The 25,013-nt window shown below is 74.0% G+C and carries 22 protein-coding genes, 1 pseudogene and 1 riboswitch; of the genes and pseudogenes, 13 read left to right on the top strand and 10 right to left on the bottom strand.

The genetic code is table 11. The features are described 5' to 3' along the window. Positions 1-50 precede the first annotated feature (50 nt). The 5 genes from KCH_RS23055 to KCH_RS23035 all read left to right on the top strand — a co-directional run bounded on the left by KCH_RS23055 (position 51) and on the right by KCH_RS23035 (position 5,618). Positions 51-1,631: a glycoside hydrolase family 3 protein gene (locus KCH_RS23055; RefSeq protein ID WP_035865835.1), complete on the top strand. Its 1,581-nt coding sequence runs from the start codon at positions 51-53 to the stop codon at positions 1,629-1,631. 171 nt (positions 1,632-1,802) lie between these two features. Next, entirely contained in the window at positions 1,803-2,588 is a 786-nt protein-coding gene (locus KCH_RS23050) for a GntR family transcriptional regulator (protein ID WP_051653364.1), read from the top strand. Between the two features lie 194 nt (positions 2,589-2,782). After that, a complete protein-coding gene (locus tag KCH_RS23045) occupies positions 2,783-3,088 on the top strand; it encodes a DUF3311 domain-containing protein (RefSeq protein WP_084223877.1) in 306 nt (101 codons plus the stop codon). 20 nt (positions 3,089-3,108) lie between these two features. Beyond that, positions 3,109-4,704: a monocarboxylate uptake permease MctP gene (gene mctP, locus KCH_RS23040; RefSeq protein ID WP_035873348.1), complete on the top strand. Its 1,596-nt coding sequence runs from the start codon at positions 3,109-3,111 to the stop codon at positions 4,702-4,704. Between the two features lie 167 nt (positions 4,705-4,871). Further along, positions 4,872-5,618 (top strand): histidine phosphatase family protein, encoded by a 747-nt coding sequence (locus tag KCH_RS23035; protein WP_051653362.1) that lies wholly within the window; start codon positions 4,872-4,874, stop codon positions 5,616-5,618. A gap of 7 nt (positions 5,619-5,625) precedes the next feature. On the opposite strand, the gene KCH_RS23030 is transcribed toward KCH_RS23035, so the two are convergent. Continuing rightward, positions 5,626-6,600, bottom strand: a complete 975-nt coding sequence (locus KCH_RS23030) for a helix-turn-helix domain-containing protein (RefSeq protein ID WP_035865832.1) — start codon at positions 6,598-6,600, stop codon at positions 5,626-5,628. A gap of 269 nt (positions 6,601-6,869) precedes the next feature. Between KCH_RS23030 and KCH_RS23025 the strand changes: the two genes are divergently transcribed. The 3 genes from KCH_RS23025 to KCH_RS23015 all read left to right on the top strand — a co-directional run bounded on the left by KCH_RS23025 (position 6,870) and on the right by KCH_RS23015 (position 11,226). Beyond that, the gene (locus KCH_RS23025) at positions 6,870-7,382 is read left to right on the top strand and encodes a GNAT family N-acetyltransferase (protein ID WP_035865830.1); all 513 of its coding nucleotides are present in this window, start codon (positions 6,870-6,872) and stop codon (positions 7,380-7,382) included. A 92-nt stretch (positions 7,383-7,474) separates the two neighbouring features. Then, positions 7,475-7,601: riboswitch (cobalamin riboswitch) on the top strand. Positions 7,602-7,774: 173 nt separating this feature from the next. Next, complete coding sequence (locus KCH_RS23020; protein ID WP_035865827.1) at positions 7,775-10,207, top strand: ribonucleoside-diphosphate reductase subunit alpha; 2,433 nt, start codon at positions 7,775-7,777, stop codon at positions 10,205-10,207. Continuing rightward, a complete protein-coding gene (locus KCH_RS23015; protein ID WP_035865825.1) occupies positions 10,207-11,226 on the top strand; it encodes a ribonucleotide-diphosphate reductase subunit beta in 1,020 nt (339 codons plus the stop codon). Before KCH_RS23020 ends, KCH_RS23015 begins: the two co-directional genes overlap by 1 nt. 78 nt (positions 11,227-11,304) lie before the next feature. On the opposite strand, the gene KCH_RS23010 is transcribed toward KCH_RS23015, so the two are convergent. From KCH_RS23010 to KCH_RS22970, 9 genes are all read right to left on the bottom strand, one after another. After that, positions 11,305-12,894, bottom strand: a complete 1,590-nt coding sequence (locus KCH_RS23010; RefSeq protein ID WP_051653361.1) for a glycoside hydrolase domain-containing protein — start codon at positions 12,892-12,894, stop codon at positions 11,305-11,307. A gap of 151 nt (positions 12,895-13,045) precedes the next feature. After that, positions 13,046-13,672: a peptide deformylase gene (gene def / locus KCH_RS23005; protein ID WP_035865822.1), complete on the bottom strand. Its 627-nt coding sequence runs from the start codon at positions 13,670-13,672 to the stop codon at positions 13,046-13,048. A 71-nt stretch (positions 13,673-13,743) separates the two neighbouring features. After that, complete coding sequence (locus KCH_RS23000; RefSeq protein ID WP_035865819.1) at positions 13,744-14,727, bottom strand: tetratricopeptide repeat protein; 984 nt, start codon at positions 14,725-14,727, stop codon at positions 13,744-13,746. A 132-nt stretch (positions 14,728-14,859) separates the two neighbouring features. Then, positions 14,860-16,179, bottom strand: a complete 1,320-nt coding sequence (locus KCH_RS22995; protein WP_035865816.1) for an HD-GYP domain-containing protein — start codon at positions 16,177-16,179, stop codon at positions 14,860-14,862. Further along, positions 16,176-17,570 (bottom strand): HD-GYP domain-containing protein, encoded by a 1,395-nt coding sequence (locus KCH_RS22990; protein WP_035865814.1) that lies wholly within the window; start codon positions 17,568-17,570, stop codon positions 16,176-16,178. The genes KCH_RS22995 and KCH_RS22990 overlap by 4 nt, the downstream gene beginning before the upstream one ends. A gap of 184 nt (positions 17,571-17,754) precedes the next feature. Then, positions 17,755-18,114 (bottom strand): mycothiol system anti-sigma-R factor, encoded by a 360-nt coding sequence (gene rsrA / locus KCH_RS22985; protein WP_035865812.1) that lies wholly within the window; start codon positions 18,112-18,114, stop codon positions 17,755-17,757. After that, complete coding sequence (locus KCH_RS22980) at positions 18,111-18,857, bottom strand: sigma-70 family RNA polymerase sigma factor (protein ID WP_035873329.1); 747 nt, start codon at positions 18,855-18,857, stop codon at positions 18,111-18,113. Before KCH_RS22980 ends, rsrA begins: the two co-directional genes overlap by 4 nt. Positions 18,858-19,109: 252 nt before the next feature. Beyond that, a complete protein-coding gene (locus KCH_RS22975) occupies positions 19,110-19,733 on the bottom strand; it encodes an alpha/beta hydrolase family protein (protein ID WP_035865809.1) in 624 nt (207 codons plus the stop codon). Positions 19,734-19,760: 27 nt separating this feature from the next. Continuing rightward, entirely contained in the window at positions 19,761-20,498 is a 738-nt protein-coding gene (locus KCH_RS22970; protein WP_035865806.1) for an SOS response-associated peptidase, read from the bottom strand. A gap of 120 nt (positions 20,499-20,618) precedes the next feature. On the opposite strand from KCH_RS22970, the gene KCH_RS22965 reads away from it, so the two are divergent. The 5 genes and pseudogenes from KCH_RS22965 to hisN all read left to right on the top strand — a co-directional run bounded on the left by KCH_RS22965 (position 20,619) and on the right by hisN (position 24,970). Continuing rightward, positions 20,619-21,323, top strand: a complete 705-nt coding sequence (locus KCH_RS22965; protein ID WP_035865803.1) for a M50 family metallopeptidase — start codon at positions 20,619-20,621, stop codon at positions 21,321-21,323. Positions 21,324-21,351: 28 nt separating this feature from the next. Next, positions 21,352-22,671, top strand: coding sequence for a 3-phosphoshikimate 1-carboxyvinyltransferase (gene aroA, locus KCH_RS22960; RefSeq protein WP_035865799.1), 1,320 nt, complete (start codon positions 21,352-21,354; stop codon positions 22,669-22,671). Positions 22,672-22,686: 15 nt separating this feature from the next. Beyond that, positions 22,687-23,741 (top strand): annotated as a pseudogene (gene rsgA, locus KCH_RS22955) (ribosome small subunit-dependent GTPase A). 88 nt (positions 23,742-23,829) lie between these two features. Beyond that, positions 23,830-24,153 (top strand): DMT family transporter, encoded by a 324-nt coding sequence (locus tag KCH_RS22950; protein WP_035865797.1) that lies wholly within the window; start codon positions 23,830-23,832, stop codon positions 24,151-24,153. Positions 24,154-24,172: 19 nt separating this feature from the next. Next, positions 24,173-24,970 carry a histidinol-phosphatase gene (hisN, locus tag KCH_RS22945; RefSeq protein WP_035865794.1) on the top strand — a complete coding sequence of 266 codons (798 nt, stop codon included), beginning with the start codon at positions 24,173-24,175 and terminating at the stop codon, positions 24,968-24,970. Positions 24,971-25,013 lie beyond the last annotated feature (43 nt).

The raw sequence follows: 25,013 nt of genomic DNA, 5'->3' as shown, positions 1-25,013 counted from the left end.
TCCCACACCCCAGTCGCACCTGAAGCACCTCCACCCCCAGGGAAGGAAACATGGCGATGCCCGGTACGGAAAGCGCCTCACTCCTGAGCGACGCCGGAGCGGTCCTGCAGCCCGGCTTCGCCGGTCTGACCGCACCCGAGTGGCTGCGCCGCAGACTGGGCGACGGCGAACTCGGCGGCGTCGCCCTGTTCGGCCGCAACATCCGCACCCCGCAGCAGGTCGCCGCGCTGACCGCGGAGATGTACGCGCTCAACGGCGACCTGCTGATCGCCACCGACGAGGAGGGCGGCGACGTCACCCGCCTCGAAGTGACCAGCGGGTCCTCCTACCCGGGCAACCTGGCGCTCGGCGAGGTCGACGACACCGACCTCACCGAGCAGGTCGCCCGCTCGATCGGGTTCGACCTGGCCGCCGTCGGCGTGAACCTGAACTACGCGCCCGACGCGGACGTCAACTCCAACCCGGACAACCCGGTGATCGGCGTCCGCTCCTTCGGCGGCGACGGCGACCTGGCGGCCCGGCACACCGCCGCGTACGTCCGCGGCCTGCAGTCCGCCGGCGTCGCGGCCTGCGCCAAGCACTTCCCCGGCCACGGCGACACGGCCGGCGACTCGCACCTCGGACTGCCCCGGATCGACCTGGCCGCCGACCAGTTCGGCCAGCACCTGCTGCCGTTCCGGGCGGCCATCGCGGCCGGCGTGAAGAGCATCATGACCGCGCACATCCTGTTCGACGCGTACGACGCCCAGCTGCCGGCCACCATGTCGCAGCGCATCCTCACCGGGCTGCTCCGCGAGGAGCTGGGCTTCGACGGGCTGATCGTCACCGACGGCATCGAGATGGGCGCCATCTCCGGCACCCACGGCGTCGCGGCCGGCTCGGTGCGGGCCGTCGCGGCCGGCGCCGACACCATCTGCGTCGGCGGCGGCCTGCAGGACGAGGACGCCTTCGTGTACCTGCGCGACGCGCTGGTCTGGGCGGTCCGCGAGGGCCGGCTGTCGGCCGAGCGGCTGCACGAGGCCGCCGAGCGCAACCGGGCGGTGGCCCGCTGGTCCGCCGACCTGCGGGCCTCGCTGGTGGGCCGGCAGGGCGAGGTCGGGGTCGGCCTGGCGGCCGCCCGCCGGGCGCTGCGGATCACCGGCGAGCTGCGCCCGCTGGGCGGGGTGCCGCACGTGGTCGAGTTCTCCCCCGGCGCGAACATCGCGGCCGGCGACGACACCCCGTGGGGCGTGGCCGGTCCGCTGGCCGAGCTGGTCCCCGGCACCACCTCCAGCCGGGTCGCCCCGCCGGCCACCGTCACCGAGGGCTCCGGCCTGCTGCACGTGGCGGTCGCCGCCGAGGACGCCGAGATCGACACCGCCCCGCTGCTCGGCGCCGCGGTGGGCCGTCCGCTGGTCCTGGTGGTGCGCGACGTGCACCGGCACTCCTGGATGCGGCGGGCCGCGCTCGCCCTGGTGGCGCACCGCCCGGACGCCGTCGTGGTGGAGATCGGCACCGCCCACGGAGTGGCCGCGCTGTTCGCCCCGCTGGGCGTCACCACCCTTGCCACGTACGGCGGTTCGCGGGTCTGCGCGATCGCCGCGGCGGAGGCGCTGGCCGGGCTCGCGGTGACCGCGGCCACGGCCGGCTGAGACACTCGGGTACGGGCCCGGGGCGGGCGCCAGGCGCTCCGTTCCGGGCCCGTCGCGTACCGGTTTGCCCGCGGGCGCTCCCGCTTGCTTCCCCGTGCGTGCAAACATGTGCTGTTACATAGGACTTAGGGGTCCGTTAAGGACCGCCTCCAACGAGGAGTGAGAGCTGCCATGAGTGGCGACAGGGATGCGGCGGCGCTCGCCGAGGGCTCCACGGTGCCGACCCAGACCGGCCCTGCCACCGCCACGGCCCGGGTGCCGAAGTACTACGGCCTGAAGCGGCACCTGCTGCAGCTGACCGAGACCCAGCCGGCCGGCACCCCGGTGCCGCCGGAGCGGGCGCTGGCCGCCCAGTTCGACACCTCGCGCACCACCGTCCGGCAGGCGCTGCAGGAGCTGGTGGTCGAGGGCCGGCTGGAGCGCATCCAGGGCAAGGGCACCTTCGTCGCCAAGCCGAAGGTCGCGCAGGCGCTGCAACTGACCTCGTACACCGAGGACATGCGCGCCCAGGGCATGGAGCCGACCTCGCGCCTGGTCGAGGTCGCGTACATCTCCGCGGACGAGCGGCTCGCCCCGCTGCTGGACATCAAGCCCGGCGGGCGCGTGCTGCGGATCGAGCGCCTCCGGCTCGCGAACGGCGATCCGATGGCGATCGAGGTGGCGCACCTGTCGGCCAAGCGCTTCCCCGCGCTCCGGCGCAACCTCGCCAAGCACAACTCGCTGTACACCGCGCTGCGCGAGGTCTACGGGGTGACGGTCGCGGAGGCCGAGGAGACCATCGAGACCACCCTCGCCAACCCGCGCGAGGCCGGCCTGCTCGGCTCCGACCTGGGCCTGCCGATGCTGCAGCTGTCCCGGCACTCCTTCGACGCGGACGGCGCGCCGGTGGAGTGGGTGCGCTCGATCTACCGCGGCGACCGGTACAAGTTCACCACCCGGCTCCAGCGGCCCGAGTAGCCGGCGGGGCCGGGCGCCCGCGGTCGGAGGAAACGCGCGGTTGACAGGGTAGTGACACAACTCACTCCGCTGCCCTACTCTCGCGGGGACCTTTCGATCACCGAAGGTGCTGCTCGGCGGACGTACAGCGCGACGGAACGGCGATGTGCGGTGCGGTGCCAGTGAGGTGACTCCTCGTCATCCGGGAGCCGCTCGTGTCGTCTCAATCGCCATCCGCGGGCGCACTGCCCGCGGTCTCCCCCGCCCGGGTGCTGGCAGGCCTGTGCCTGCTGGTGCCGATCGTGGTGGTGCTGTGGGTGCCGTCCTACGCCAAGACCGAGCCGAGGCTCGGCGGCATGCCGTTCTTCTACTGGTACCAGCTGTTGTGGGTGCCGCTGTCGGCGGTGTTCACCACCTCCGCGTACCTGCTGCTGCGCCGTGACGAGGCGGCCCGCAAGGCCGCCGCCGCGGCCGGCACGGTGGCCGTCCCGGCGCAGCAGGACGGGGGTGAGCAGTCGTGAAGCACGTGGACTGGACCGCCATGACGGTCTTCCTGCTGTTCTTCGCCCTGGTCACCGTGATGGGCTTCCTGGCCTCCCGCTGGCGCCGCGCGGACGACGCGCAGCACCTGCACGAGTGGGGTCTGGGCGGCCGCAGCTTCGGCACCTGGATCACCTGGTTCCTGCTGGGCGGCGACCTGTACACCGCGTACACGTTCATCGCGGTGCCGGCCGCGGTCTACGGGACGGGTGCGGCGGGCTTCTTCGCGGTGCCGTACACGATCATCGCGTACCCGCTGGTGTTCCTGTTCCTGCCCCGGCTGTGGTCGGTGTCGCGGGTGCACGGCTACGTGACGCCGGCGGACTTCGTGCGCGGCCGCTACGGCTCGCGCGGCCTGTCGGTGGCGGTGGCGCTGACCGGCATCCTGGCGACCATGCCGTACGTGGCGCTGCAGCTGGTCGGCATCCAGGCGGTGCTGGACGTGCTGGGCGTGGGCGGCACCGGGAACTGGTTCCTGCAGGACCTGCCGCTGTTCGTGGCGTTCGGCGTGCTGGCGGCGTACACCTACTCGTCGGGTCTGCGGGCGCCGGCGCTGATCGCCTTCGTCAAGGACGCGCTGGTGTACATCGTGATCCTGGTCGCGGTGATCTACATTCCGATGCGGCTGGGCGGCTACGGGCACATCTTCGACGCGGCGGCGCACAAGTTCACCCCCGATCCGGCGACCGGGAAGTCCCCGGGGTCGCTGGTGACCGGGCCGACCGGGCAGTGGGCGTACGCGACGCTGGCGTTCGGGTCGGCGCTGGCGCTGTTCATGTACCCGCACTCGGTGACGGGCGTGCTGGCGGCGAAGTCCCGGAACACGGTGCGCCGCAACATGGCGATCCTGCCGACGTACTCGCTGATGCTGGGCCTGCTGGCGCTGCTGGGCTTCATGGCGATCGCGGCCGGGGTGGGCAAGGGCGAGAAGAAGTTCAACGCGCAGCTGGCGGTGCCGCAGCTGTTCGCGGACATGTTCCCGAGCTGGTTCACCGGCGTGGCGTTCGCGGCGATCGGGGTGGGCGCGCTGGTGCCCGCCGCGATCATGTCGATCGCGGCGGCGAACCTGTTCACCCGCAACGTCTACAAGGAGTTCCTGAAGCCGGACGCCACGCCGGCCGACGAGACCCGGGTGGCGAAGATCGCCTCGCTGCTGGTGAAGGTCGGCGCGCTGGCGTTCGTGCTGGTGATGGACAAGCAGGCGGCGATCAACATGCAGCTGCTGGGCGGCGTGTGGATCCTGCAGACCGCGGTGGCGCTGGTGGCGGGCCTGTTCACCCGGTGGTTCCACCGCTGGGCGCTGCTGGCCGGCTGGGCGGTCGGCATGGTCTACGGCACCTGGCGGGCGTACGGGGTGGCCTCGCCGGCGACCAAGCACTTCGGCGGGTCGGCGGCGAAGATCCCGGTGATCGGGGAGATCGGCTACATCGGCCTGACCGGGTTCGTGCTGAACGTGCTCGTCGCGGTGGTGCTGACGCTGGTCCTGCGGGCCCTGAAGGCCCCGGAGGGGACCGACGAGACCTCGCGGGCCGACTACTCCGCGGAGGCCGGCGACGAGGCCGTGAAGCAGGCCCCGCAGCCCACGCTGGCGCACTGACGCGTGCGGGGGCGCAACCCGCCCCCGCATGCGCCCTTGGGTCGCGCCGTTGCCTCGATCGACACTGGGGTGACGGCGCGATCATCTGTTATGACAGCCCTTTTCGGGAGAGACCGGGAGAGACGGACACCACCACTCGCAGCACCGACAACGGGGAGCCACCGCCAATGACCGACCTCACCACGGTACGCACCGGGCACCGCACGCAGGCCGACGGCGGGCGGCGGCTGCCCTCGGTCCTGATCGCCACCCGGCACGGCGAGTCCACCGCCAACGTGGAGTTCCGGCACGCCGACTCCACCGGCGCGCTGTCCGTCCCGATCACCTGCCGGGACGCCGACATCCCGCTGTCCATGCGCGGCCAGGCCCAGGCCCGCGACCTGGGCCGCTGGTGGGCCGCCCTGCCGCCGGCCGACCGGCCCCGCTCGGTGTGGTGCTCCCCGTACGTGCGCACCGCCGAGACCGCCAGAATCGCCCTCGCCGAGGCGGCCGGCCTGGGCGCCGTCCCGGTGGGCCTGGCGGTCCGCCACGACGAGCGGCTGCGCGACCGCGAGCTGGGCGTGCTGGAGATGCTCACCAAGGCCGCCATCGAGCGCGACCACCCCGCCGAGGCGGAGCGCCGCCGGCGGATGGGCGAGCTGTACTACCGGCCGCCCGGCGGCGAGTCCTGGCTGGACGTGGCGCTGCGGGTGCGCGGCCTGCTGCGCGACCTGAACGACGAGGAGGCCGGCCGGCCGGTGCTGGTGGTCGCCCACGACTGCACGGTGCTGATGCTCCGCCACGTGCTGGACCGGCTCGGCGAGGACGAGCTGCTGGCGCTGGCGCCGGTGGCCAACTGCTCGACCAGCGTGTGGCGGGCCCGCGAGGGGCGGCTGCGGCCGGCGTCCTGGAACCAGACCGGGCACCTGTCCTGAGGGGCCGTCAGGCGGGCTGCCGCTCGGCGGTCCGCCCGGGGCCGCCGAAGGCCCGCCGGTAGGCCTGCGGGGTGGTGCCGAGGCGGCGGCCGAAGTGGTGCCGCAGGGTGGCGGCGTTGCCGAAGCCGCAGCGGGCGGCGACCGCGTCCACGGTCTCGTCGGTGGACTCCAGCAGGCGCTGCGCGAACAGCACCCGCTGGCCGGTCAGCCAGCGGTGCGGGGTGGTGCCGGTCTCCTGCTGGAAGCGCCGGGCGAAGGTGCGCGGGGACATGTGGGCGTGCCGGGCGAGGTCGTCCACGCTGGTCTCCCGGTCGAGGTGGTGGCGCATCCACTCCAGCACCCCGGCCAGCGAGTCGCCGTCGCCCTCGGGCAGCGGGCGGTTGACGAACTGGGCCTGCCCGCCGTCGCGGTGCGGGGCGACCACCATCCGGCGGGCGATCGCCCGGGCCACCTCGGCGCCCTGCAGCTTGCGCACCAGGTGCAGGCAGGCGTCGATGCCGGCGGCGGTGCCGGCCGAGGTGATCACCGGCTCGTCGTCCACGTACAGCACGTCGGGTTCGACGGTGGTCAGCGGGAAGCGCTCGGCCATCAGGTCGGCGTACTGCCAGTGGGTGGTGCTGCGGCGGCCGTCGAGCAGGCCGGCGGCGCCGAGCAGGAAGCTGCCGGAGCAGATCGACAGCAGGTGGGCGCCGCGGTCGTGGGCGGCCCGCAGCGCCTCGCACAGCGCCTCCGGGTACCGGTCGCGGATGCCGGTGGCGGTGGCGATCACCAGGTCGGCCTCGGCGAGCCGCTCGGGGCCGTACGGCACCTGGACGTCGAAGCCGGCGTGGGTGCGCATCGGCCCGGGGCGGTCGCCGACCAGGCCGAACTCGTAGACCGGCAGGCCGGCCTCGCTGCGGTCCAGGCCGAACACCTCGCAGGCCACGCCCAGCTCGAAGGGGTGGATCTCCTCCAGCACGATCACCGCGACGTTCTTCAGCATCCACCCAGCATGGCAGTGGCAGGATTTCGTGGCAATGCTGCGTTCCTGCCACTCGTGGCGGGGGGCGGCGGCGCGGACAGTGGAGCCATGACCACCGCGCTCGCCCTGCTGGGCCTCATCGGCAGTTTCGGACTCCTCGGCGTCCTGGTCGGCCGCGACCTGGACCGCAACGGCCGGACCGGCCGCGCCGACCGGCACCGGCCGACCGGCTACCCCTTCGACCCCGACCTGGCCGACCCGCGCCGCCGCCGGTCCGGCACACTGGCCGGATGCTCTCCCCGTCCGACCCCCGCCCGCTCGTCCGCCGCGCCCTCGACCGCGACCTCGCCGGAGCCGGCGAGGTCGCCGTCGAAGCCTTCGTCGGCGACGGCCACACCCGCCCCGACTCCGGCTACGTCGACCTCCTTCGGGACACCGCCCGGCGCAACCGGGAGGCCGAGCTGCTGGTCGCCGTCGACGGCGCCGACGGGCCGGTGCTCGGCTGCGTGACCTTCGCGGTGGGCGGCACCCCGTGGGCGGACGTCGCGCTGCCGCACGAGGGCGAGATCCGGATGCTGGCGGTCGGCGCGGCGGCCCGCGGCCGCGGCGTCGGCCGGGCGCTGGTGTCCGCGGCGATCGCCCGCAGCCGGGAACTCGGACTGGCCGGGATGGCGTTCTCCACCCGGCCGACGATGACCGCGGCGCACCGGATCTACGATGCTCTGGGCTTCCTCCGCACCCCCGGGCGGGACTGGTCGGCGGCCCCCGGGGTGGACCTGATGGTCTACTCGATGCGGTTCTGAGGCGGTTCCGGCACGGTTTCCGTTGTCTACGCGCGGCACCTCCGACACGACACGCGCTACTACATCTGGGGCCGCCAGCTCCAGCCGCCACAACATGTATGCTCGACCTCGCTGTCGAAGCAGGGGAATCCGGTGCGAATCCGGGACTGCCCCGCAACGGTGAGCGGGCTGTAGCGACGCCCGCGCAGTCCGAGGACCTGCCGACGGTGTGCGACACGGCATCCCCGCAGACGCCATGCAGCACTGCTTTGCCGTCCGGTCTCGCGGGCGGACCGGGGGTGGTCTTCGCGCGCCGGAATGCGTTGTCGTTCCTTCGTGCTGCCCTCCCCTGGCCGCGTGCGGTCCCGGACACCCCGAGCCACGTCCGCCGCCGCCACAGGAGAGAGTGCGCCTTGACCGTCGCCGCCTCAGTCACCCTGCCGTCCCAGGGATCCGCCGACGCCTTCACCGACCCCGGTGCGGCGCTGCTTCGGCTGCTCACCGACCGCAGCACCGACCTCCCCCAGGTGGACCCCGGCCACGTCGCCGCCGCCGCGCTGCGCGGCCGCCACGCCGGCTCGGACTTCGCCGAGCTGCGCGGGCTGGCCGTGGAGGCCGCCGCGTCGATGATCGCCGAGGACCCGCAGTACTCGAAGCTGGCCGCCCGCCTGCTGGCGATGGAGATCGCCGACGAGGCCGCCACCCAGGGCGTCGCCTCGTTCTCCGACTCGATCGCCGTCGGCCACGCCGAGGGCCTGATCGGCGACGCGACGGCCGAGCTGGTCGCCGCCCACGCCGCCCTGTTCGACTCGCTGATCGACGCCTCCGGCGACGACCGCTTCGAGTACTTCGGCCTGCGCACCGTGCAGTCCCGGTACCTGCTGCGGCACCCGATCACCCGCAAGGTCGTGGAGACCCCGCAGCACTTCCTGCTGCGCGTCGCCGCGGGCCTGGCGGTCGGCGCCACCGAGGAGTCGGTGCGCGAGGTCGCCGAGCTGTACCGGCTGATGAGCCGCCTGGAGTACCTGACCAGCTCCCCGACGCTGTTCAACTCCGGCACCCGGCACCCGCAGATGTCCTCCTGCTACCTGCTGGACTCGCCGCTGGACAACCTCGACTCGATCTACAACCGCTACGCGCAGATCGCCCGGCTGTCCAAGCACGCCGGCGGCATCGGCCTGTCCTACTCCCGGATCCGCTCCCGCGGCTCGCTGATCCGCGGCACCAACGGCAAGTCGAACGGCATCGTCCCGTTCCTGCGCACCCTGGACTCCTCCGTGGCGGCGGTCAACCAGGGCGGACGGCGCAAGGGTGCGGCCTGCGTGTACCTGGAGACCTGGCACGCCGACATCGAGGAGTTCCTGGAGCTCCGCGACAACACCGGCGAAGAGGCCCGCCGCACCCACAACCTGAACCTGGCGCACTGGATCCCGGACGAGTTCATGCGCCGCGTGAACGCCAACGAGGACTGGTCGCTGTTCTCCCCGGCGGACGTGCCCGAGCTGGTCGACCTGTGGGGCGCCGACTTCGACGAGGCCTACCGCAAGGCCGAGCTGGCCGGCAAGGCCGTGCGCACCATCCCCGCGCAGACCCTGTACGCCCGGATGATGCGCACCCTGGCGCAGACCGGCAACGGCTGGATGACCTTCAAGGACGCCTCCAACCGGGCCGCCAACCAGACCGCGCTGCCGGGCCGCACGGTGCACTCCTCGAACCTGTGCACCGAGATCCTGGAGGTCACCGACGACTCCGAGACCGCGGTCTGCAACCTGGGCTCGGTCAACCTGGGCGCGCACGTCGCCCCGGGCGCCTCGGCGGACGACCTGCTGGGCGCGATGGACTGGGAGCGCCTGGACGCCACCGTCCGCACCGCGGTGACCTTCCTCGACCGCGTGATCGACATCAACTTCTACCCGACCACCGAGGCCGGCGCGTCCAACTCGCGCTGGCGCCCGGTCGGCCTCGGCGTGATGGGCCTGCAGGACGTCTTCTTCAAGCTGCGGCTGGACTTCGACTCCGCCGAGGCGAAGGCGCTGTCCACCCTGATCGCCGAGCGCATCATGCTCACCGCGTACGAGCGCTCCGCGGACCTGGCCGAGCAGTTCGGCCGCCACGAGGCGTACGGCGAGACCCGGGCCGCCCGCGGCCAGCTGCACATCGACCATTTCTTCAATGACGAGCACAGCGGCAGCGCCGCCCCGCAGTGGGCCGAGCGCTGGGACGCGCTGCGCGCCCGGATCGCCGACACCGGCCTGCGCAACTCGCTGCTGCTCGCCATCGCCCCGACCGCGACCATCGCGTCGATCGCCGGCGTCTACGAGTGCATCGAGCCGCAGGTGTCCAACCTGTTCAAGCGCGAGACCCTGTCCGGCGAGTTCCTCCAGGTCAACCCGTACCTGGTGCGCGAGCTGAAGGAGCTCGGCGTCTGGGACCAGCAGACCCGGGACGCGCTGCGCGACGCCAACGGCTCCGTGCAGGACTTCAAGTGGCTGCCGGAGAGCGTCCGTTCGCTGTACCGCACGGCGTGGGAGCTGCCCCAGCGCGCGCTGATCGACCTGGCCGCCGCCCGGCAGCCGTACATCGACCAGAGCCAGTCGCTGAACCTGTTCATGGCGGCGCCGACCATCGGCAAGCTGTCCTCGATGTACGCGTACGCGTGGAAGGTCGGTCTGAAGACCACCTACTACCTGCGCTCCCGCCCGGCGACCCGGATCGCCCAGGCCGCGTCGGGCGCCGCCCGCACCGCCGCTCCCGTGCCGGTGCAGACCCCGACCCTCAGCCAGGCCGAGCAGGACGCCATCGCCTGCTCCCTGGAGAACCCCGAGTCCTGCGAGGCGTGCCAGTAATGAGCTCCGAAGACCAGAAGAAGATGCTGCTCGACCCGGGCTTCGAGCTGACGCTGCGTCCGATGCGCTACCCGTCGTTCTACGACCGGTACCGGGACGCGATCAAGAACACCTGGACCGTGGAGGAGGTGGACCTGCACTCCGACGTCGCCGACCTCGCCAAGCTCTCCGAGGGCGAGCGGCACATGATCGGCCGGCTGGTCGCGTTCTTCGCCACCGGTGACTCGATCGTCGCGAACAACGTGGTGCTGAGCCTCTACAAGCACATCAACTCCCCGGAGGCGCGGCTCTACCTGTCGCGGCAGCTGTTCGAGGAGGCCGTGCACGTCCAGTTCTACCTGACGCTGCTGGACACCTACCTGCCCGACCCGGACGACCGGGCGGCGGCGTTCGCCGCGGTGGAGAACATCCCCTCCATCGCGCAGAAGGCCAAGTTCTGCTTCAAGTACATGAACGCCGTCGACCACATCGACTCGCTGCAGACCAAGGAGGACCGGCGGGCCTTCCTGCTGAACCTGATCTGCTTCGCGGCGTGCGTCGAGGGCCTGTTCTTCTACGGCGCGTTCGCCTACGTGTACTGGTTCCGCAGCCGCGGCCTGCTGCACGGCCTGGCGACCGGCACCAACTGGGTGTTCCGCGACGAGTCGATGCACATGGACTTCGCGTTCTCCGTGGTCGACACCGTCCGCGAGGAGGAGCCCGACCTCTTCGACGACGAGATGGCCAAGCAAGTCACCGAGATGCTGGAGGAGGCCGTCGAGGCCGAGCTCCAGTTCGCCCAGGACCTGTGCGGTGAGGGCCTGCCCGGCATGAACACCGCCTCGATGCGCCAGTACCTGGAGGCCGTCGCCGACCAGCGCCTGGCCCGCCTCGGCCTGCCGATCCGCTACGGCTCGACCAACCCGTTCGGGTTCATGGAGCTGCAGAACGTCCAGGAGCTGACCAACTTCTTCGAGCGCCGGGTCTCCGCGTACCAGGTCGCCGTCGAGGGTTCGGTCTCCTTCGACGACGACTTCTAGGCCGCACCCGACGGACCGTCGGCAACTGAGGGCCGCACCCCGGGTTCCGGGGTGCGGCCCTCGGGCGTGCGGCGGGGTTCAGTCCCGGATGCCGGTGGACCACAGGGCGCCGCCGTCGCGCCCGTACACCACCAGCTCGCTGTCGTCCTGGAGCACCGCGTACGCGCCCGGGCTGTGCCAGGTGCCGGTGGACCACAGCGCGCCGCCCGCGCCGGGGCCGCCGTCGCGGCGGTAGACCACCAGGTTGCCGTCGTCCTGCTGGACCGCGAACGCGCCCGGGTTGCCGCCGGTGCCCGCCGACCACAGCGTCCGGCCGCCGCCGCGCGGCCGGACGGTCAGCTCGCCGTCGGGCTGCACGGTCAGCGTCGCGGTGGCGCTGCCGGTGCTCCGGCCGGCGGTGAGCCGGCGGCCGGGGAGCAGCCGGCCGTCGGCGCCGGCCGGCGAGGTGACGTCCAGGTAGTTCGCGTCGATGTCCAGGGCGACGCCGCCGTAGGTCTCGGTGACGTCGCCCGCGTACTGGTGGGCGCGCCGCCCGCCGGTCCACTGGCCGGCGCCGGCGGGCAGGCCCATGCCCGCGTCGGTGACGTCGTGGTGGGAGTTCCAGGCGGCGGACCACAGCACGTCGGGTTCCGGGTAGCCCGCGTCGCCCCAGCGGGCGGACAGGTCGGGCACGCCGCTGGACCCGCCGGTGTAGACGCCGGAGCGGTAGCCCCGGGCGTGCAGCTGCCGCGTCCAGCCGGCCAGGTAGGCGAGCACCCGGTCGCGGTACCGGTCCCGGTCGTAGTTCTCCATGTCGTTGTAGAGCACCGCGCCGGGCCGGAAGCCCAGGCCCTCGGCCTTGCGGACCGCGTCGTCGGCGGCGTCCGTGCCCTGCCGGCCCGCGACGGCCGGGTCGGCGTCGACCAGCAGGTTGCCGCGGGCGGCCTGGTGCCCGACGTAGATCGGCATGAACGCCCAGTCCTCGGCGGCCCGGGCGGCGACCCAGTCCGCGCCGGGGGCGGTGCAGGCCTGCGAGGGCCCGCCGATGTACACCCCGACCGCCCGGTACGGGGAGGACGCCGCCCAGGCCCGCATCGCGGCGGCCGACGGGGCGGCGCACCGGTCGAAGGCGTAGCCGGCGACGTCGGTGCGCGGCGCGGCGCCGCCGGCCGGGGCGTCCGCGGCGGGGTCCTCGGCGGTGACGGGGCCGGCGGTGGCGGTCTCCAGGATCCGCCGCACCCGGCCGGGGTCGGTGGCCCAGCCGGCCGTGACCTCCAGGCCGGTGCCGCCGAGCCGGGCCCGCAGCTGGTGCCCGGCGGCGGCGTCCGCGACGATCCGCTGCGGGATCCGCCGGCCCGGCGTCACCGTCTCCGGGGCGGCCGCGCCGCGTCCGGTGCGGGCGGGCTCGATCAGCAGCCCGTCCGCCCGGCCGGGCGCGAGGTGCGCGGGGCAGTCCTGGTCCTCGCCGGGCGTGCCGAGGTACACGGCGCTGACGTCCAGCCGGACGCAGGTGCGCGGCGCCGCCGCCAGGTCGACCACCGGCCACCCGGCGGGCACCCGGACCTGCACGCCCCGGTACGCCACCTGCTTCTCCGCGGCCCGGTCGGCGGCCGCCGTCCAGCCGCCCGTTCCCGCCACGGTCAGCGCCACCGCGCCGATCCGTCCCGCCGCCCGCCACAGCCTGCGCATCCGCCAGCCCCTCGCCCGGTTCGGTCCCCGTGCTCGCGGACACTAGCGGCCGCTCCCCCGCCGGACGGGCCCGACACACCCGCCGGATCCGGACACGCCGAAGGGGGTCGCACCCGCGGGCGCGACCCCCTTCGAACAGGCTGACGGACCGTCAGTCGTTGGGCACGGTGGCGTACTTGGGGGTGCCGTCGGCCATCTGCCGCAGGGCGTCCTTGCGGTCGCGCTTGGAGAGCCGGTCGATGTACAGGTAGCCGTACAGGTGGTCGGTCTCGTGCTGGAGGCAGCGGGCGAAGAAGCCGGTGCCCTCGACCCGGATCGGGTTGCCGTGCTTGTCCTGGCCGGTGACGGCGGCCCAGCCGGGGCGGGCCAGCTCCTGGTAGGCGGTGGGCACCGACAGGCAGCCCTCCTGGCCGTCGTCCAGCATCCGGCGGCCGGCGGGGAGCTCCTCCAGCACCGGGTTGACGACGTGTCCGACGTGCCGGACGCCCTCGTCGTCGGGGCAGTCGTAGACGAAGACCTTCAGGTCGACGCCGATCTGGTTGGCGGCCAGGCCGACGCCCTCGGCGGCGTACATCGACTGGAACATGTCGTCGATCAGCGTGGCGAGCTCGTCGTCGAAGGCGGTGACGGTCTGCGTCTCGCGGTGCAGCACCGGGTTGCCGACCACGGTGATCGGCCGGGCGGTGCCCTTGCCGAGGTCGGGCAGGTCGCCGACCACCTGCTGGACCTCCGGGTCCTGGTGCTCGTGGTCGTGCTCGTGGTCGTGGTGCTCGGCCATCGCTTGCTTCCGCTCCGTCCGCGTCCGGCTGGTGTACCGGTCCAGGGTACGGGGCGCGGCCCCGCGCCGGGTCAGCACACCTCTTCGAGGTCCCGGTAGGCGCGGGTGGCCGGGGAGGCCGCCGCCCAGCGTTCCAGCAGGGAGCGGACCAGCCCGGCGGGCGCGGCGATGCCGCATTCGCGTTCGATCTGCCAGGGGCCGCCGGCCGAGCCCTGGCTGAGGTGGCTGAGGTGGCCGGGGTGCAGCGGGTCGCCGTCGTCGTGCGGGTCGTGGTGCGCGGTGTGGCCGTCGTCGATGGCCATCCGGCTCTCCGAGCAGGTGCGGCACAGCAGCCGCACCGAGGACGTCCAGTCCTCGGCGGCGTACCCGGCGTCGGCGACGGTCTTTTCCAGCGCGTCCCGGTCGGCGGCGGTGGCGGCCTGCAGCAGCACCACCCAGGTCGGCACCGGGGAGGGCGCCCACAGCTCGATCTCGTCGAACACCGGGTAGGCGACGCCGTCGGCGACCCGCTCGCCGTGCGGCGCGCCGTCGTGCAGCACCACTTCGCCCCAGCGGCGGCCGGAGGACGGCAGCGGGATGGACAGCACCTCGATCCGCGCCGGGTCGAGGCGCCGGCCCCACACCACCTCGGACTCGCCGTCCGGGGACAGCCGCACCGGGGTGGTGCCGAGGTCCAGTTCGATCGGCCCGTCGACGGCCGGCCCGCCGGGCAGCCGCAGCCCGTACGCCTGCCAGGCGCGGCGGGCCAGCGGCCAGTCCTGCAGGGCGGTGGCGGTGATGCCGAGGTTCCACCAGTCCGGGGCGCCGTGCGAGCGGTCGAGCAGGGCGACGGCGCGCAGGCCTGCGCTGCGGGCCTGCTCCCAGTCGCGGCGGAACTTGTGCAGCAGGGCCAGGTTGAACCACGAGTCGGACAGCCACGGCTCCAGGTCGGCCGCCATCACCAGCAGCGCCCCGGCGTCCTCGTACCGGCCGTCGCCGATCAGCGTGAACGCACGGTCGGTGGTCTGCCGCCAGGTCGCCGACGGACGGTGCCGTGCGCGGTGGAAGATCCTCACGTTGGTCCCTTGCCGTCGGTCGTCACCGGGTCGCCCCGCCTCCGGGTCTTCCCGCCACGACCGCATCCAACCACGCCTGCCGCGGGCCGCGCGCCCCGCGCGGCCATTCAGTCCGCCGGGCCGCTCCGGCGCTCAGGCCGCGGGGCGGCAGCGGGCGGCACGGTGCCCGCGGCGGCCGAGCCGGGCGAGCGCGTCGAGCACCACCGGGTCGTAGCCGCGGCCGGCGTCCAGGCGCAGGTGGTCGAGCGGGTCGAGGGCGCCGGCCCGGGGCCGGTCGGCGGCCGCGGTGCGCAGGTCGTCGTGCGCGTTGGCGACCCGGATGATCCGGGAGGCCAGCGGCAGGGTGGGGTCGTGGCGGCCGTCGTCGAGCCGGCACGGGTCGGCGAGCCGGGCGACCTGCTGCCACACCTGCCGGGGCACGCCGGTGCGCCGGATCACCTCGCTGCCGAGCCGGGCGATCCGCTGCTGCTCGCCGTCGGGCAGCAGCGCGGTGGCCCCGCCGGGCACCGGTTCGACGAGGGACAGCTGGCCGATGTCGTGCATCAGCGCGGCGTACTCCAGCAGCGTCAGCTCCCGGCTGCCGAGGCCGAGTTCGCGGCCGAGCGCGCACGCGGTGTCGGCGACCCGGCGGGCGTGGCCGGGGGTGGTGTAGCCGGCGATCTCGGTGGCCCGGGCGAGCGTCTCGATGGTCTGCCCGGTGGTGGCCCGGACCTCGACGGCCCGCCGGAACGAGGCCTGGGCGAGCAGCAGCGGCACGCAGAACACCGGCAGCGCCCACAGTCCGGCCTCGCCGGCCAGCAGGCTGAGCAGCAGGCCGGTGGCGACCTGCGCGGAGCCGATGCCGAGCAGCGCGCGCAGCTGGTCGTCGAGGGCGGCGCTGTAGCGGAGGCCGGTGCGGGCCCGCTGCTGGGCGGCGGCGAGCACGGCGTCGCCGAGCGCGGCCAGCGCGGCGACGGCGGCCAGCAGCGCCCCGTACGCGGGGCCGCACAGCCGGTCGGTGGCGCCGGAGTCGTACAGCGGCTGGAACAGCAGGGCCGCGAAGGAGACGGTGACCAGGCGGCGGGCGGCGGCGTCGAGCCCGCCGAGCGGGGTGCGCGGCCGGCGGCGGACGGCGGCGAGCGCGGCCCGCCCGGCGAGCTGTGCGGCGAGGCCGGCGCCGGTGCCGATGGCGGTGACGGCGGCGGCCTGCAGCACGCCGTGCGCGGTGGGCAGTCCGTGCAGCGGGCCGAGCAGCGCGTAGGCGAGGGCGACGGCGGTGGCCACCGGCGCGGGTTCGCGGTCGCCTGGCAGGGTGCCGCCCGCGCACTGGCCGAGTGCGATCAGGGCGGCGAAGGCGATGGCCACCCGGGGCTGGTCGGAGTCGGCGGCGAGGACGTGGACGACCGCGCCGCCGCCGAGCAGGACGGCCGCGCCGTGCAGCAGGTCGGCCGGTCCCGGCCGCCGGGTGGTCACGTCGCCCCGCCGGCGGGCAGGCCCTGTCCGCTCTGCTGCGGGAGCCGGGCCGGTTCGGGCACGCCGAGCGGGATGTCCGGCACCTCGCCGTCCCAGCCGCCGGGCGGCGGCGGTTCGGGCTGCCAGCCGTGTTCGGCGACGGCGTCGACCAGGGCCCGCACCATGACCGGGTCGAACTGGCTGCCGGCGCACCGCTCCAGTTCGGTGACGGCCTCCTGGACGGGCCGGCCGCGCCGGTAGGAGCGGGTGGAGGTCATCGAGTCGAAGGCGTCGGCGACCGAGATGATCCGGGCGAACTCGGGGATCCGGTCGCCGGTCAGGCCGTGCGGGTAGCCGCGGCCGTCCATCCGCTCGTGGTGGTGCAGGATGCCGTCGCGTCCTTCGCCGAGGAAGTCCAGCTGCCGCACCAGCTCGTGCCCGAACACCGGGTGGACCTCCACGGCGCGCCGTTCCGCACAGGTCAGCGGCCCGTTGCGGCGCAGCAGTTCGGTGGCGACGGCGAGCTTGCCGACGTCGTGCAGGGTGCCGGCGAAGTGCAGGGTGCGGATCCGGTCCTCGGCGAGGCCGAGCTGACGGGCGATCAGCACGGAGGCCCGGCCGACCCGTTCGCTGTGGCCGCGGGTGTAGGCGTCCTTGATCTCGACGGCCTGCACCAGGGCCTGCACGGTGGCCCGGTGCGCGGACCGCTCGCGGTGGCCCTGGGCGGACAGCCAGGCGGTGATGGTGAGCGGCAGCAGTCCGAGCACGGCCGCGAACGCGCCGTACGGGCCCTGCCACAGCACCGCGACCATCAGGCCGCCGGCGCCGTGCAGCAGCGCGGCGGGGGCGGCCCGGCGGAGCTTGCGCATCGCGCCGGGCCCGGCCGCCCCGCAGGTGAGCCGGACCATGCCGGCCACCAGCAGCCCGTTGGCCAGGCAGAAGGTGAGGATCGCGGCGAGCGCGCCGAACGCCGCGTCGGGGAAGCGGGTGCCGAGCAGCAGGCGGCTGCCGCCGAGCAGCCGGAACACTTCGGCGCTGGCCGCGGCGGCCAGCGCCAGTTGGGCGGCGTTCCAGATCCGGCGCAGCGCGCGCGGCGGTGCGGCGGGTCCGAGCAGTGCGCCGGGCAGGGCGACCAGGGCCGCGGCGGCGGGCGGCAGCATCAGCACGCCCGCGAACAGCACGGGGAAGAAGCCGCTGCCGCGCGGGTCGGCCGGGCCGTCCGGCGCGGGCCGGCCGCGCAGCCACCGCCAGACCCGGGCGCACGGGGTGCGGGCGCCCTGGGCGAGCGATTCCAGGCACAGGTGCAGCAGGGCCAGCAGCCCGATCCGGGGCCAGTCGAGGTGCGGCGCGACGGCCGCCAGCGGCAGCAGTACGGCGATCGCCGCCGCCGTCACGGCGGTCAGGTAGGCCACGGCCCGCCCCGTCAGCGCGCTGCGCTCGCGTTCGCGTTCGCTGGCGATCTCGGCCTCCCCAGCCCGTACCGGGCCCTCCGACGTGAGGACTCGTCAGAGAATAGGGCCCGGCCACCCGGACGGGACGCACGATCGCGGATTGCCGCAGCCGGAGCAGCGACAGCTCACCCGATCGAGTGAGCGCTCACTCCGCGGTGGCGACGGCGGAGCCGTGACCGGCCGCGCCCTCCACCGTCATCTCCACGCCGACGGCCGTCACTTCGACCACCGAGCCGTCGCCGGCGCGCTGGCCGGCGCGGATCGAGTCGATCCGGGCCAGCACCTTCGACCGGAGGTCGGACGGTGTGTCGTCGCAGCCGCACGAGCGCTTGATCAGCGCCTTGATCGCCTGCTCCAGGCCGTACTTCTCCAGGCACGGGGAGCACTCGTCGAAGTGCACCCGCAGCTTGGCGCAGTCGCCCTCGGGCATCTCGTTGTCGAGGAATTCGTAGAGGTGGTCGAGCACCTCTCCGCACTCGGTCTCGTGCGGATCGCCGCAGCTCATGAGCCCGCGCCCTTCGCTTCCTGCCCTGCACCGGTACCGGCCGGGACCAGCCCCCGCTCGCGGGCGTAGTCCTCCAGCATGCCGCGCAGCTGGCGGCGGCCACGGTGCAGTCGGGACATCACCGTACCGATGGGTGTACCCATGATGTCCGCGATCTCCTTGTACGCAAAGCCCTCGACGTCCGCGAGATACACCGCGATCCGGAATTCCTCCGGGATGGCCTGCAGGGCGTCCTTCACATCGCTGTCCGGCAGGTGGTCGAGCGCCTGCGCCTCGGCGGAGCGCAGCCCCGTCGACATGTGCGACTCGGCGCGCGCCAGCTGCCAGTCCTCGATCTCCTCGGCCGCGGTGCGCTGGGGTTCGCGCTGCTTCTTGCGGTACGAGTTGATGAACGTGTTGGTGAGGATGCGGTACAGCCAGGCCTTGAGGTTGGTGCCCTCACGGAACTGGTGGAACGACGCGTACGCCTTGGCGAACGCCTCCTGGAGCAGGTCCTCCGCGTCGGCCGGGTTGCGGGTCATCCGCAGCGCCGCCGAATACATCGGGTCGAGGTAGCCCAGGGCGTCCCGCTCGAAGCGCTCGCGCCTGGCCTCCTCGCTCTCGCTCTCGGACACCCGGAAGGTGTCCTCGCCGATCACCTCGGCCAGTTCGTCGCCGGTGAGCTGCTCGCCCTCCGGGCGGCCCTGGTCGGTGCCCGAAGCACCAGACACGGCCGCGTCATCGGTCCCGACGACCGGACCCACCTCCTCGGTCAGCAGGGTCCGGCCCACCACGGGCCGACCCGGAAGCGAGGATATAGGGCTGACCGGCTTCTCGCCCGCGACAACCCACTTCGACCAGTCCGGCACCAGCGAAGCCGCCTGGGCAGCCCGCTCCTCGGACCGTTCGGGGCACGCGATCGAACCCATGGACGCTGCCTTTCCACCGGGGGCATGTTCTGACGACTCGTGCAACCCCGCCCGCCGCCCGGACATTCCCGGGCTCCGGCCGCGCCGTCAGAGCCAGCCGGCGACCGCGCCGGTGATCAGCGCCAGCGCCTCGTCCTGGCCCAGCGGGGCCTTCTTCGGGACCTTGAAGGCGTGCGAGGCGTGCGGCACCTCGGCCAGCCGGTGGGTGTCCGGCAGCGCCGGGAATTCCTCCGGGGTGCCGAAGGCGTCCGCGCCGCCCTGCACCACCAGGGTGGGCAGGCCGGTGCCGAGCAGTTCCTCGGCGCGGCTCTTCTCCGGCCGGCCCGGCGGGTGCAGCGGGAACGCCAGCGCCAGCACGCCCGCCGCGCCGAGGCCGGCCGAGGTGCGGCAGGCGACCCGGGCCCCGGCGCTGCGGCCGCCCGCGTACACCGGAAGGCCCTCGGCGGCCGCGGCGGCGAACTGCGCGGGCCAGCCGGCGTCCAGGGTCTTCGGGGCGGGCGCGAGCTTGCGGCCGGCCACCCGCCAGGGCTGCTCGGCCAGGACGACGGTGACGCCGGCCGCCGGGAGCGCCGCCGCCAGGGCCTGCAGGTCGGGTGCCTCGACGCCGCCGCCCGCGCCGTGCCCGAGGAGCAGGACGGCCCGCGGGGCCGGCGCCCGGAACCAGTGGAGCCGGGCGTCCCCGGCGGGGGTGGCGACGATCGACTGCTGCATGGCGCAGAGCGTATAGAGGGGACGGCGTCAGAACAGCGTGGTGAGGTCGTCCTCGGTGAGTCGCCGGGTCAGGCCCGGATGGTTGTTGCGGATCGAGCCGACCTCGTCGGGCACGGCGTGGATGCGCAGGTCGCCGGGCGGCGGCGGGGTGAGGTCGGCGCTCTCGGCGTGCGGGTCGAGCCAGGCGTCCCAGCGGTCCGGGCCGAGGTACAGCGGCATCCGCTCGTGCACCGGCGCGAGCAGCGGCTCGGCGGCGGTGGTGACGACGGTGCAGGTCACCAGCCAGGCGTCCGGGTGGTCGCCGGGCACCTGCCGGTTGCGCCAGAACTCGTACAGGCCGGCCAGCGCGAGCGGGGCGCCGTCGGCGCGCGAGACGAAGTAGGGGCGGCGGGGCGGGCGGGAGACGTCGTCGGTGGGGGCGGTCTGCCACTCGTAGTAGCCGTCGACCGGTATCAGGCAGCGCCGGGACGCGAACGCCTGCCGGTAGGCGGGCTTCTCGTGGACGGTCTCCGCCCGGGCGTTGACCATCTTCGCCGCGCTCTCCGGGCCGCTCGCCCAGGCGGGCACCAACCCCCAGCGCAGCACCCGCAGTTGACGCACCGGCCGGCGCTCGCCGCGCGGCGCCCGGTCCAGCACGGCGTAGGCGCGCGCGGTCGGCGCGACGTTCCAGCTCGGGGCGATCGTCTCGGTCGGGTCCCACTGCCGGACGCCGAAGTGCCGGACCAGTTCGGCGGGGTCCGTGGAGGAGGCGAAGCGGCCGCACATGCCGTTCAGCTTGCCAGAACCGCCCGGGCCGGAGAACCGGCGGCTACCGGCCGCCCGTCCTTCCGTGGGAGGCTGCCCGCCCGGGCGACGGGAAGCGACGGTGATCGGAGGCCGGCCGAGATGGACTTCGTGCGACTGTGGGACCGGATCACGGCCGTGCAGCCCGACCCGCCGGACTGGCTGGTGTGGGGCGCCGCGGCGGTGGCACTGCTGGCGGTGGCGCTGCGCCCGGTGTGGCGGCTGAGCCGCACCGTGGTGACCATCGCGCACGAGGGCGGCCACGGCGTGACGGCGCTGCTGACCCGCCGGCGGCTCTCCGGGATCCGGCTGCACTCGGACACCTCCGGGTTGACGGTGTCCTCGGGCCGGGCGACCGGCCCGGGCATGGTGCTGACCGCCGCGGCCGGCTACCCGGCGCCCCCGCTGCTGGGCCTGGGCGGGGCGGCGCTGCTGGCGGCGGGCCGGATCACCGTCCTGCTGTGGGTGGGCATCGTGCTGCTGGCGGCGATGCTGCTGACCCTGCGCAACCTGTTCGGGGTGCTCGCGGTGCTGGCGACCGGCGGCGCGTTCGTCGCGGTGTCCTGGTACGGGACGCCGGAGTGGCAGGGCGCCTTCGCCTACCTGGGCGTGTGGTTCCTCCTGTTGGCGGGGGTGCGTCCGATCGTCGAGCTGTTCTCCGCCCGGCGGTACGGCGGCGCGCCCGGCTCGGACGCCGACCAGCTGGCCCGGCTGACGGGCGTGCCGGCGACGGCCTGGGTGGCGCTGTTCCTGGTGGTGGCGCTGGCCTGCCTGGGGCTGGGAACGGCCTGGCTGCTGCCCCGGTAGCGGGGCCGGTCCTCATAGACTGGGCGGCATGACCGAACCCCTGTGGCCCGCTCCCGTCGCCACCGCCGCCGTGGACGCGACCGTGACCATCCCCGGCTCGAAGTCCGCGACCAACCGCGCGCTGGTGCTGGCCGCCCTCGCCGACGGCCCGGGCTGGGTGCGCCGCCCGCTGCGCAGCCGCGACTCGCAGCTGATGGCGGACGGCCTGCGCGCCCTGGGCGTGACGGTCGAGGAGACGGTCAACGCCGCGTCCGGCGGCACCGGCGGCGGCGAGGCCTGGCGGATCATCCCGGCCGAGCAGCTGCGCGGCCCCGCCCAGGTGGACGTCGGCAACGCCGGCACGGTGATGCGCTTCCTGCCCCCGCTGGCCACCCTCGCGGACGGCCCGGTGCACTTCGACGGCGACCCGCGCAGCCACGAGCGCCCGCAGCACGGCGTGATCGACGCGCTGCGCACCCTCGGCGCCCGGATCGACGACGGCGGCCGCGGCGGCTTCCCGCTGACCGTGCACGGCGCCGGCGCGCTGGACGGCGGCCAGGTCGACGTGGACGCCTCCTCGTCCTCCCAGTTCATCTCGGCGCTGCTGCTCTCCGGCGCCCGCTTCAACAACGGCGTGGAGATCCGGAACGTCGGCGCGACGGTGCCCTCACTGCCGCACATCCGGATGACCGTCGACATGATCCGCAAGGCCGGCGGCCAGGTCGACGCGCCCGAGGACGGCGGCGAGAAGGACGTCTGGCGGGTCACCCCGGGCGCGCTGATCGGCCGCGACCTGGTCGTCGAGCCGGACCTGTCCAACGCCGCCCCGTTCTTCGCCGCGGCCCTCGCCACCGGCGGCCGGGTCGTCGTCCGGGACTGGCCCAAGCACACCTACCAGCCCGGCGACCAGCTCCGCGAGATCTACACCGCGATGGGCGGGTCCTGCCAATTCGTCGACGAGGGGCTGGAGTTCACCGGCACCGGCAAGATCCACGGCATCGAGGTGGACCTGCACGACGTCGGCGAGCTGACGCCGGTGATCGCCGCGGTCGCGGCTCTCGCCGACTCCGAGTCCCACCTGTACGGCATCTCCCACCTGCGCCTGCACGAGACGGACCGGCTGGCCGCGCTCGCCAAGGAGATCAACGACCTGGGCGGCGACGTCTCGGAGACCGAGGACGGCCTGCGGATCCGGCCCCGCCCGCTGCACGGCGGCGTCTTCCACACCTACGAGGACCACCGGCTGGCCACCGCCGCCGCCGTCCTCGGCCTGGTGGTGGACGGCGTCCTGGTGGAGAACGTGGCGACCACCGCGAAGACCCTGCCGGACTTCCCGCAGATGTGGGCCGACCTCCTCGGCCAGGGCTGACGGGGGATCACGAGCATGCGCCGCTACGGCAAGGACGCCGACGAGGACGACATCCGCAGCCGCCCGGGCCGCCGGGGCTCCCGCCCCGCACCCGCATCCGGCCCAAGCACGAGGACGCCGACGCGGCGATGGTCCTCACCGTGGACCGGGGCCGGATGACCTGCCTGGTCGACGGCGGTACCAGGGACGAACGCCTGGTCACCGCGATGAAGGCCCGCGAACTCGGCCGCAAGGGCGTCGTCGTCGGCGACGTCGTCAACCTGGTCGGCGACCTCTCCGGGGCCCCCGACACGCTGGCCCGGATCGTCCGGGTCGAGGAGCGCACCTCGGTGCTGCGCCGCACCGCGGACGACGACGACCCGTACGAGCGGATCGTCGTCGCCAACGCCGAGCAGCTGGCCATCGTCACCGCGCTCGCCAACCCGGAGCCCCGCCCCCGGCTGATCGACCGCTGCCTGGTCGCCGCGTACGACGCCGGGATGGAGCCGCTGCTGGTGCTCACCAAGTCCGACCTGGCGCCGGCCGACGAGCTGCTGGAGTCGTACGCGCCGCTCGGCATCGACTACGTGGTGACCCGGCACGACGAGCTGGCCACCGCCGGCGCGGAGGCCGTCCGGGAGTACCTGCGCGGGAAGACCACCGTGTTCATCGGGCACTCCGGCGTCGGCAAGACCACCCTGGTCAACGCGCTCGTCCCGGACCAGCAGCGGACCACCGGCCACGTCAACGCCGTCACCGGCCGCGGCCGGCACACCACCGTCTCCGCGCTCGCGCTGCGGCTGCCGCCGCCGCCCGGTGCGAAGCCCGGGTCCCGTAAGGCCCTCGACCCGGGCTGGGTGATCGACACCCCCGGCTTCCGGTCCTTCGGCCTGTCCCACATCGACCCGTCCCGGGTCATCCACGCCTTCCCCGACCTGGAGCCCGGCACCGAGGACTGCCCCCGCGCCTGCTCCCACGACGAGCCGGACTGCGCGCTGGACGCCTGGGTCGCCGACGGCCACGCCGACCCGGCCCGGCTGTACTCGCTGCGCCGCCTGCTCGCCACCAAGGAAGCCCACGAGGGGGACTGAGAGTTCATCGGCCGACGAGTCGCCCGGCCCTGCCCACTGGGTAACGATAGGAAGGTCACACCGTCCTATCTGACAGGGAGTCAACCCGATGGCATGGGCCATGGTGATCCTCGCCGGTCTGCTGGAAACGGGATTCGCGGTCAACCTCAAGCTCAGCCACGGCTTCACCAAGCTCTGGCCCACCATCAGCTTCTGCCTCTTCGCGCTCGGCTCCTTCGGGCTGCTCACCCTCTCCCTGAAGACCCTCCCGGTGGGCAGCGCCTACGCGGTGTGGACCGGCATCGGCGCGGCCGGCACCGCGCTCTACGGGATCGTCTTCCTGGACGAGTCCTCCTCCACCCTCAAGCTGGTCTCGGTCAGCCTGGTCATCGCGGGTGTGATCGGCCTTCAGCTCAGCGGCTCGGGTCACTGAGTCCGCTAGGGTTCGGGGCATGGCCGACTACCACGACGACCTCCGACTCGCCCACGTCCTCGCCGACTCGGCCGACTCGGTGACCATGGAACGCTTCAAGGCGCTCGACCTGAAGGTCGAGACCAAGCCCGACCTGACGCCGGTCAGCGACGCCGACAAGGCCGCCGAGGAACTCGTCCGCTCCGTCCTGCAACGAGCCCGCCCGCGCGACGCGGTGATGGGCGAGGAGTACGGCCTGCAGGGCTCCGGCCCGCGCCGCTGGGTCATCGACCCGATCGACGGCACCAAGAACTACGTCCGCGGCGTCCCGGTCTGGGCCACCCTGGTCGCCCTCCTCGAGGAGCAGCCCGACGGCGAGTTCGCGCCCGTCGTCGGCATCGTCTCCGCCCCGGCGCTCAGCCGCCGCTGGTGGGCCGCGAAGGGACTCGGCGCGTTCGCCGGCCGCAGCCTCGCCAAGGCCCAGCGCATCCACGTCTCCAAGGTCTCCCGCCTCGCCGACGCCTCGCTCTCCTTCTCCTCCCTCAGCGGCTGGGAGGAACGGGCCCGCCTCGACGCCTTCCTCGACCTCACCCGCAAGTGCTGGCGCACCCGGGCCTACGGCGACTTCTGGTCCTACATGATGGTCGCCGAGGGCGCCGTCGACATCGCCGCCGAACCCGAGCTCTCCCTCTGGGACATGGCCGCCCCGTGCATCGTCGTCCAGGAGGCCGGCGGCCGCTTCACCGGCCTCGACGGCATCGACGGCCCCACCGGCGCGGACGCGGTCGCCACCAACGGCATCCTCCACGAAGCGGCGCTGCGCTCGCTGAGCGTCTAGCGCGACCCGGGGAGCGCACCGACCGGGGCGCGGGGAGCCGCGC

Source organism: Kitasatospora cheerisanensis KCTC 2395, assembly GCF_000696185.1.
In the GTDB taxonomy this organism is placed as follows: domain Bacteria; phylum Actinomycetota; class Actinomycetes; order Streptomycetales; family Streptomycetaceae; genus Kitasatospora; species Kitasatospora cheerisanensis.
The sequence above is the reverse complement of the archived record's forward strand: the minus strand, read 5'-3'. Positions and strand labels throughout refer to the sequence as shown.

Bases quoted from the DNA above. Each gene is read 5' to 3' on its own strand.
- KCH_RS23055 (WP_035865835.1), top strand. From the start codon at position 51: ATGGCGATGCCCGGTACGGAAAGCGCCTCACTCCTGAGCGACGCCGGA.
- KCH_RS23050 (WP_051653364.1), top strand. From the start codon at position 1,803: ATGAGTGGCGACAGGGATGCGGCGGCGCTCGCCGAGGGCTCCACGGTG.
- mctP (WP_035873348.1), top strand. From the start codon at position 3,109: ATGACGGTCTTCCTGCTGTTCTTCGCCCTGGTCACCGTGATGGGCTTC.
- KCH_RS23035 (WP_051653362.1), top strand. From the start codon at position 4,872: ATGACCGACCTCACCACGGTACGCACCGGGCACCGCACGCAGGCCGAC.
- KCH_RS23030 (WP_035865832.1), bottom strand. From the start codon at position 6,600: ATGCTGAAGAACGTCGCGGTGATCGTGCTGGAGGAGATCCACCCCTTC.
- KCH_RS23025 (WP_035865830.1), top strand. From the start codon at position 6,870: ATGCTCTCCCCGTCCGACCCCCGCCCGCTCGTCCGCCGCGCCCTCGAC.
- KCH_RS23015 (WP_035865825.1), top strand. From the start codon at position 10,207: ATGAGCTCCGAAGACCAGAAGAAGATGCTGCTCGACCCGGGCTTCGAG.
- KCH_RS23010 (WP_051653361.1), bottom strand. From the start codon at position 12,894: ATGCGCAGGCTGTGGCGGGCGGCGGGACGGATCGGCGCGGTGGCGCTG.
- def (WP_035865822.1), bottom strand. From the start codon at position 13,672: ATGGCCGAGCACCACGACCACGAGCACGACCACGAGCACCAGGACCCG.
- rsrA (WP_035865812.1), bottom strand. From the start codon at position 18,114: ATGAGCTGCGGCGATCCGCACGAGACCGAGTGCGGAGAGGTGCTCGAC.
- KCH_RS22975 (WP_035865809.1), bottom strand. From the start codon at position 19,733: ATGCAGCAGTCGATCGTCGCCACCCCCGCCGGGGACGCCCGGCTCCAC.
- KCH_RS22970 (WP_035865806.1), bottom strand. From the start codon at position 20,498: ATGTGCGGCCGCTTCGCCTCCTCCACGGACCCCGCCGAACTGGTCCGG.
- KCH_RS22965 (WP_035865803.1), top strand. From the start codon at position 20,619: ATGGACTTCGTGCGACTGTGGGACCGGATCACGGCCGTGCAGCCCGAC.
- aroA (WP_035865799.1), top strand. From the start codon at position 21,352: ATGACCGAACCCCTGTGGCCCGCTCCCGTCGCCACCGCCGCCGTGGAC.
- KCH_RS22950 (WP_035865797.1), top strand. From the start codon at position 23,830: ATGGCATGGGCCATGGTGATCCTCGCCGGTCTGCTGGAAACGGGATTC.
- hisN (WP_035865794.1), top strand. From the start codon at position 24,173: ATGGCCGACTACCACGACGACCTCCGACTCGCCCACGTCCTCGCCGAC.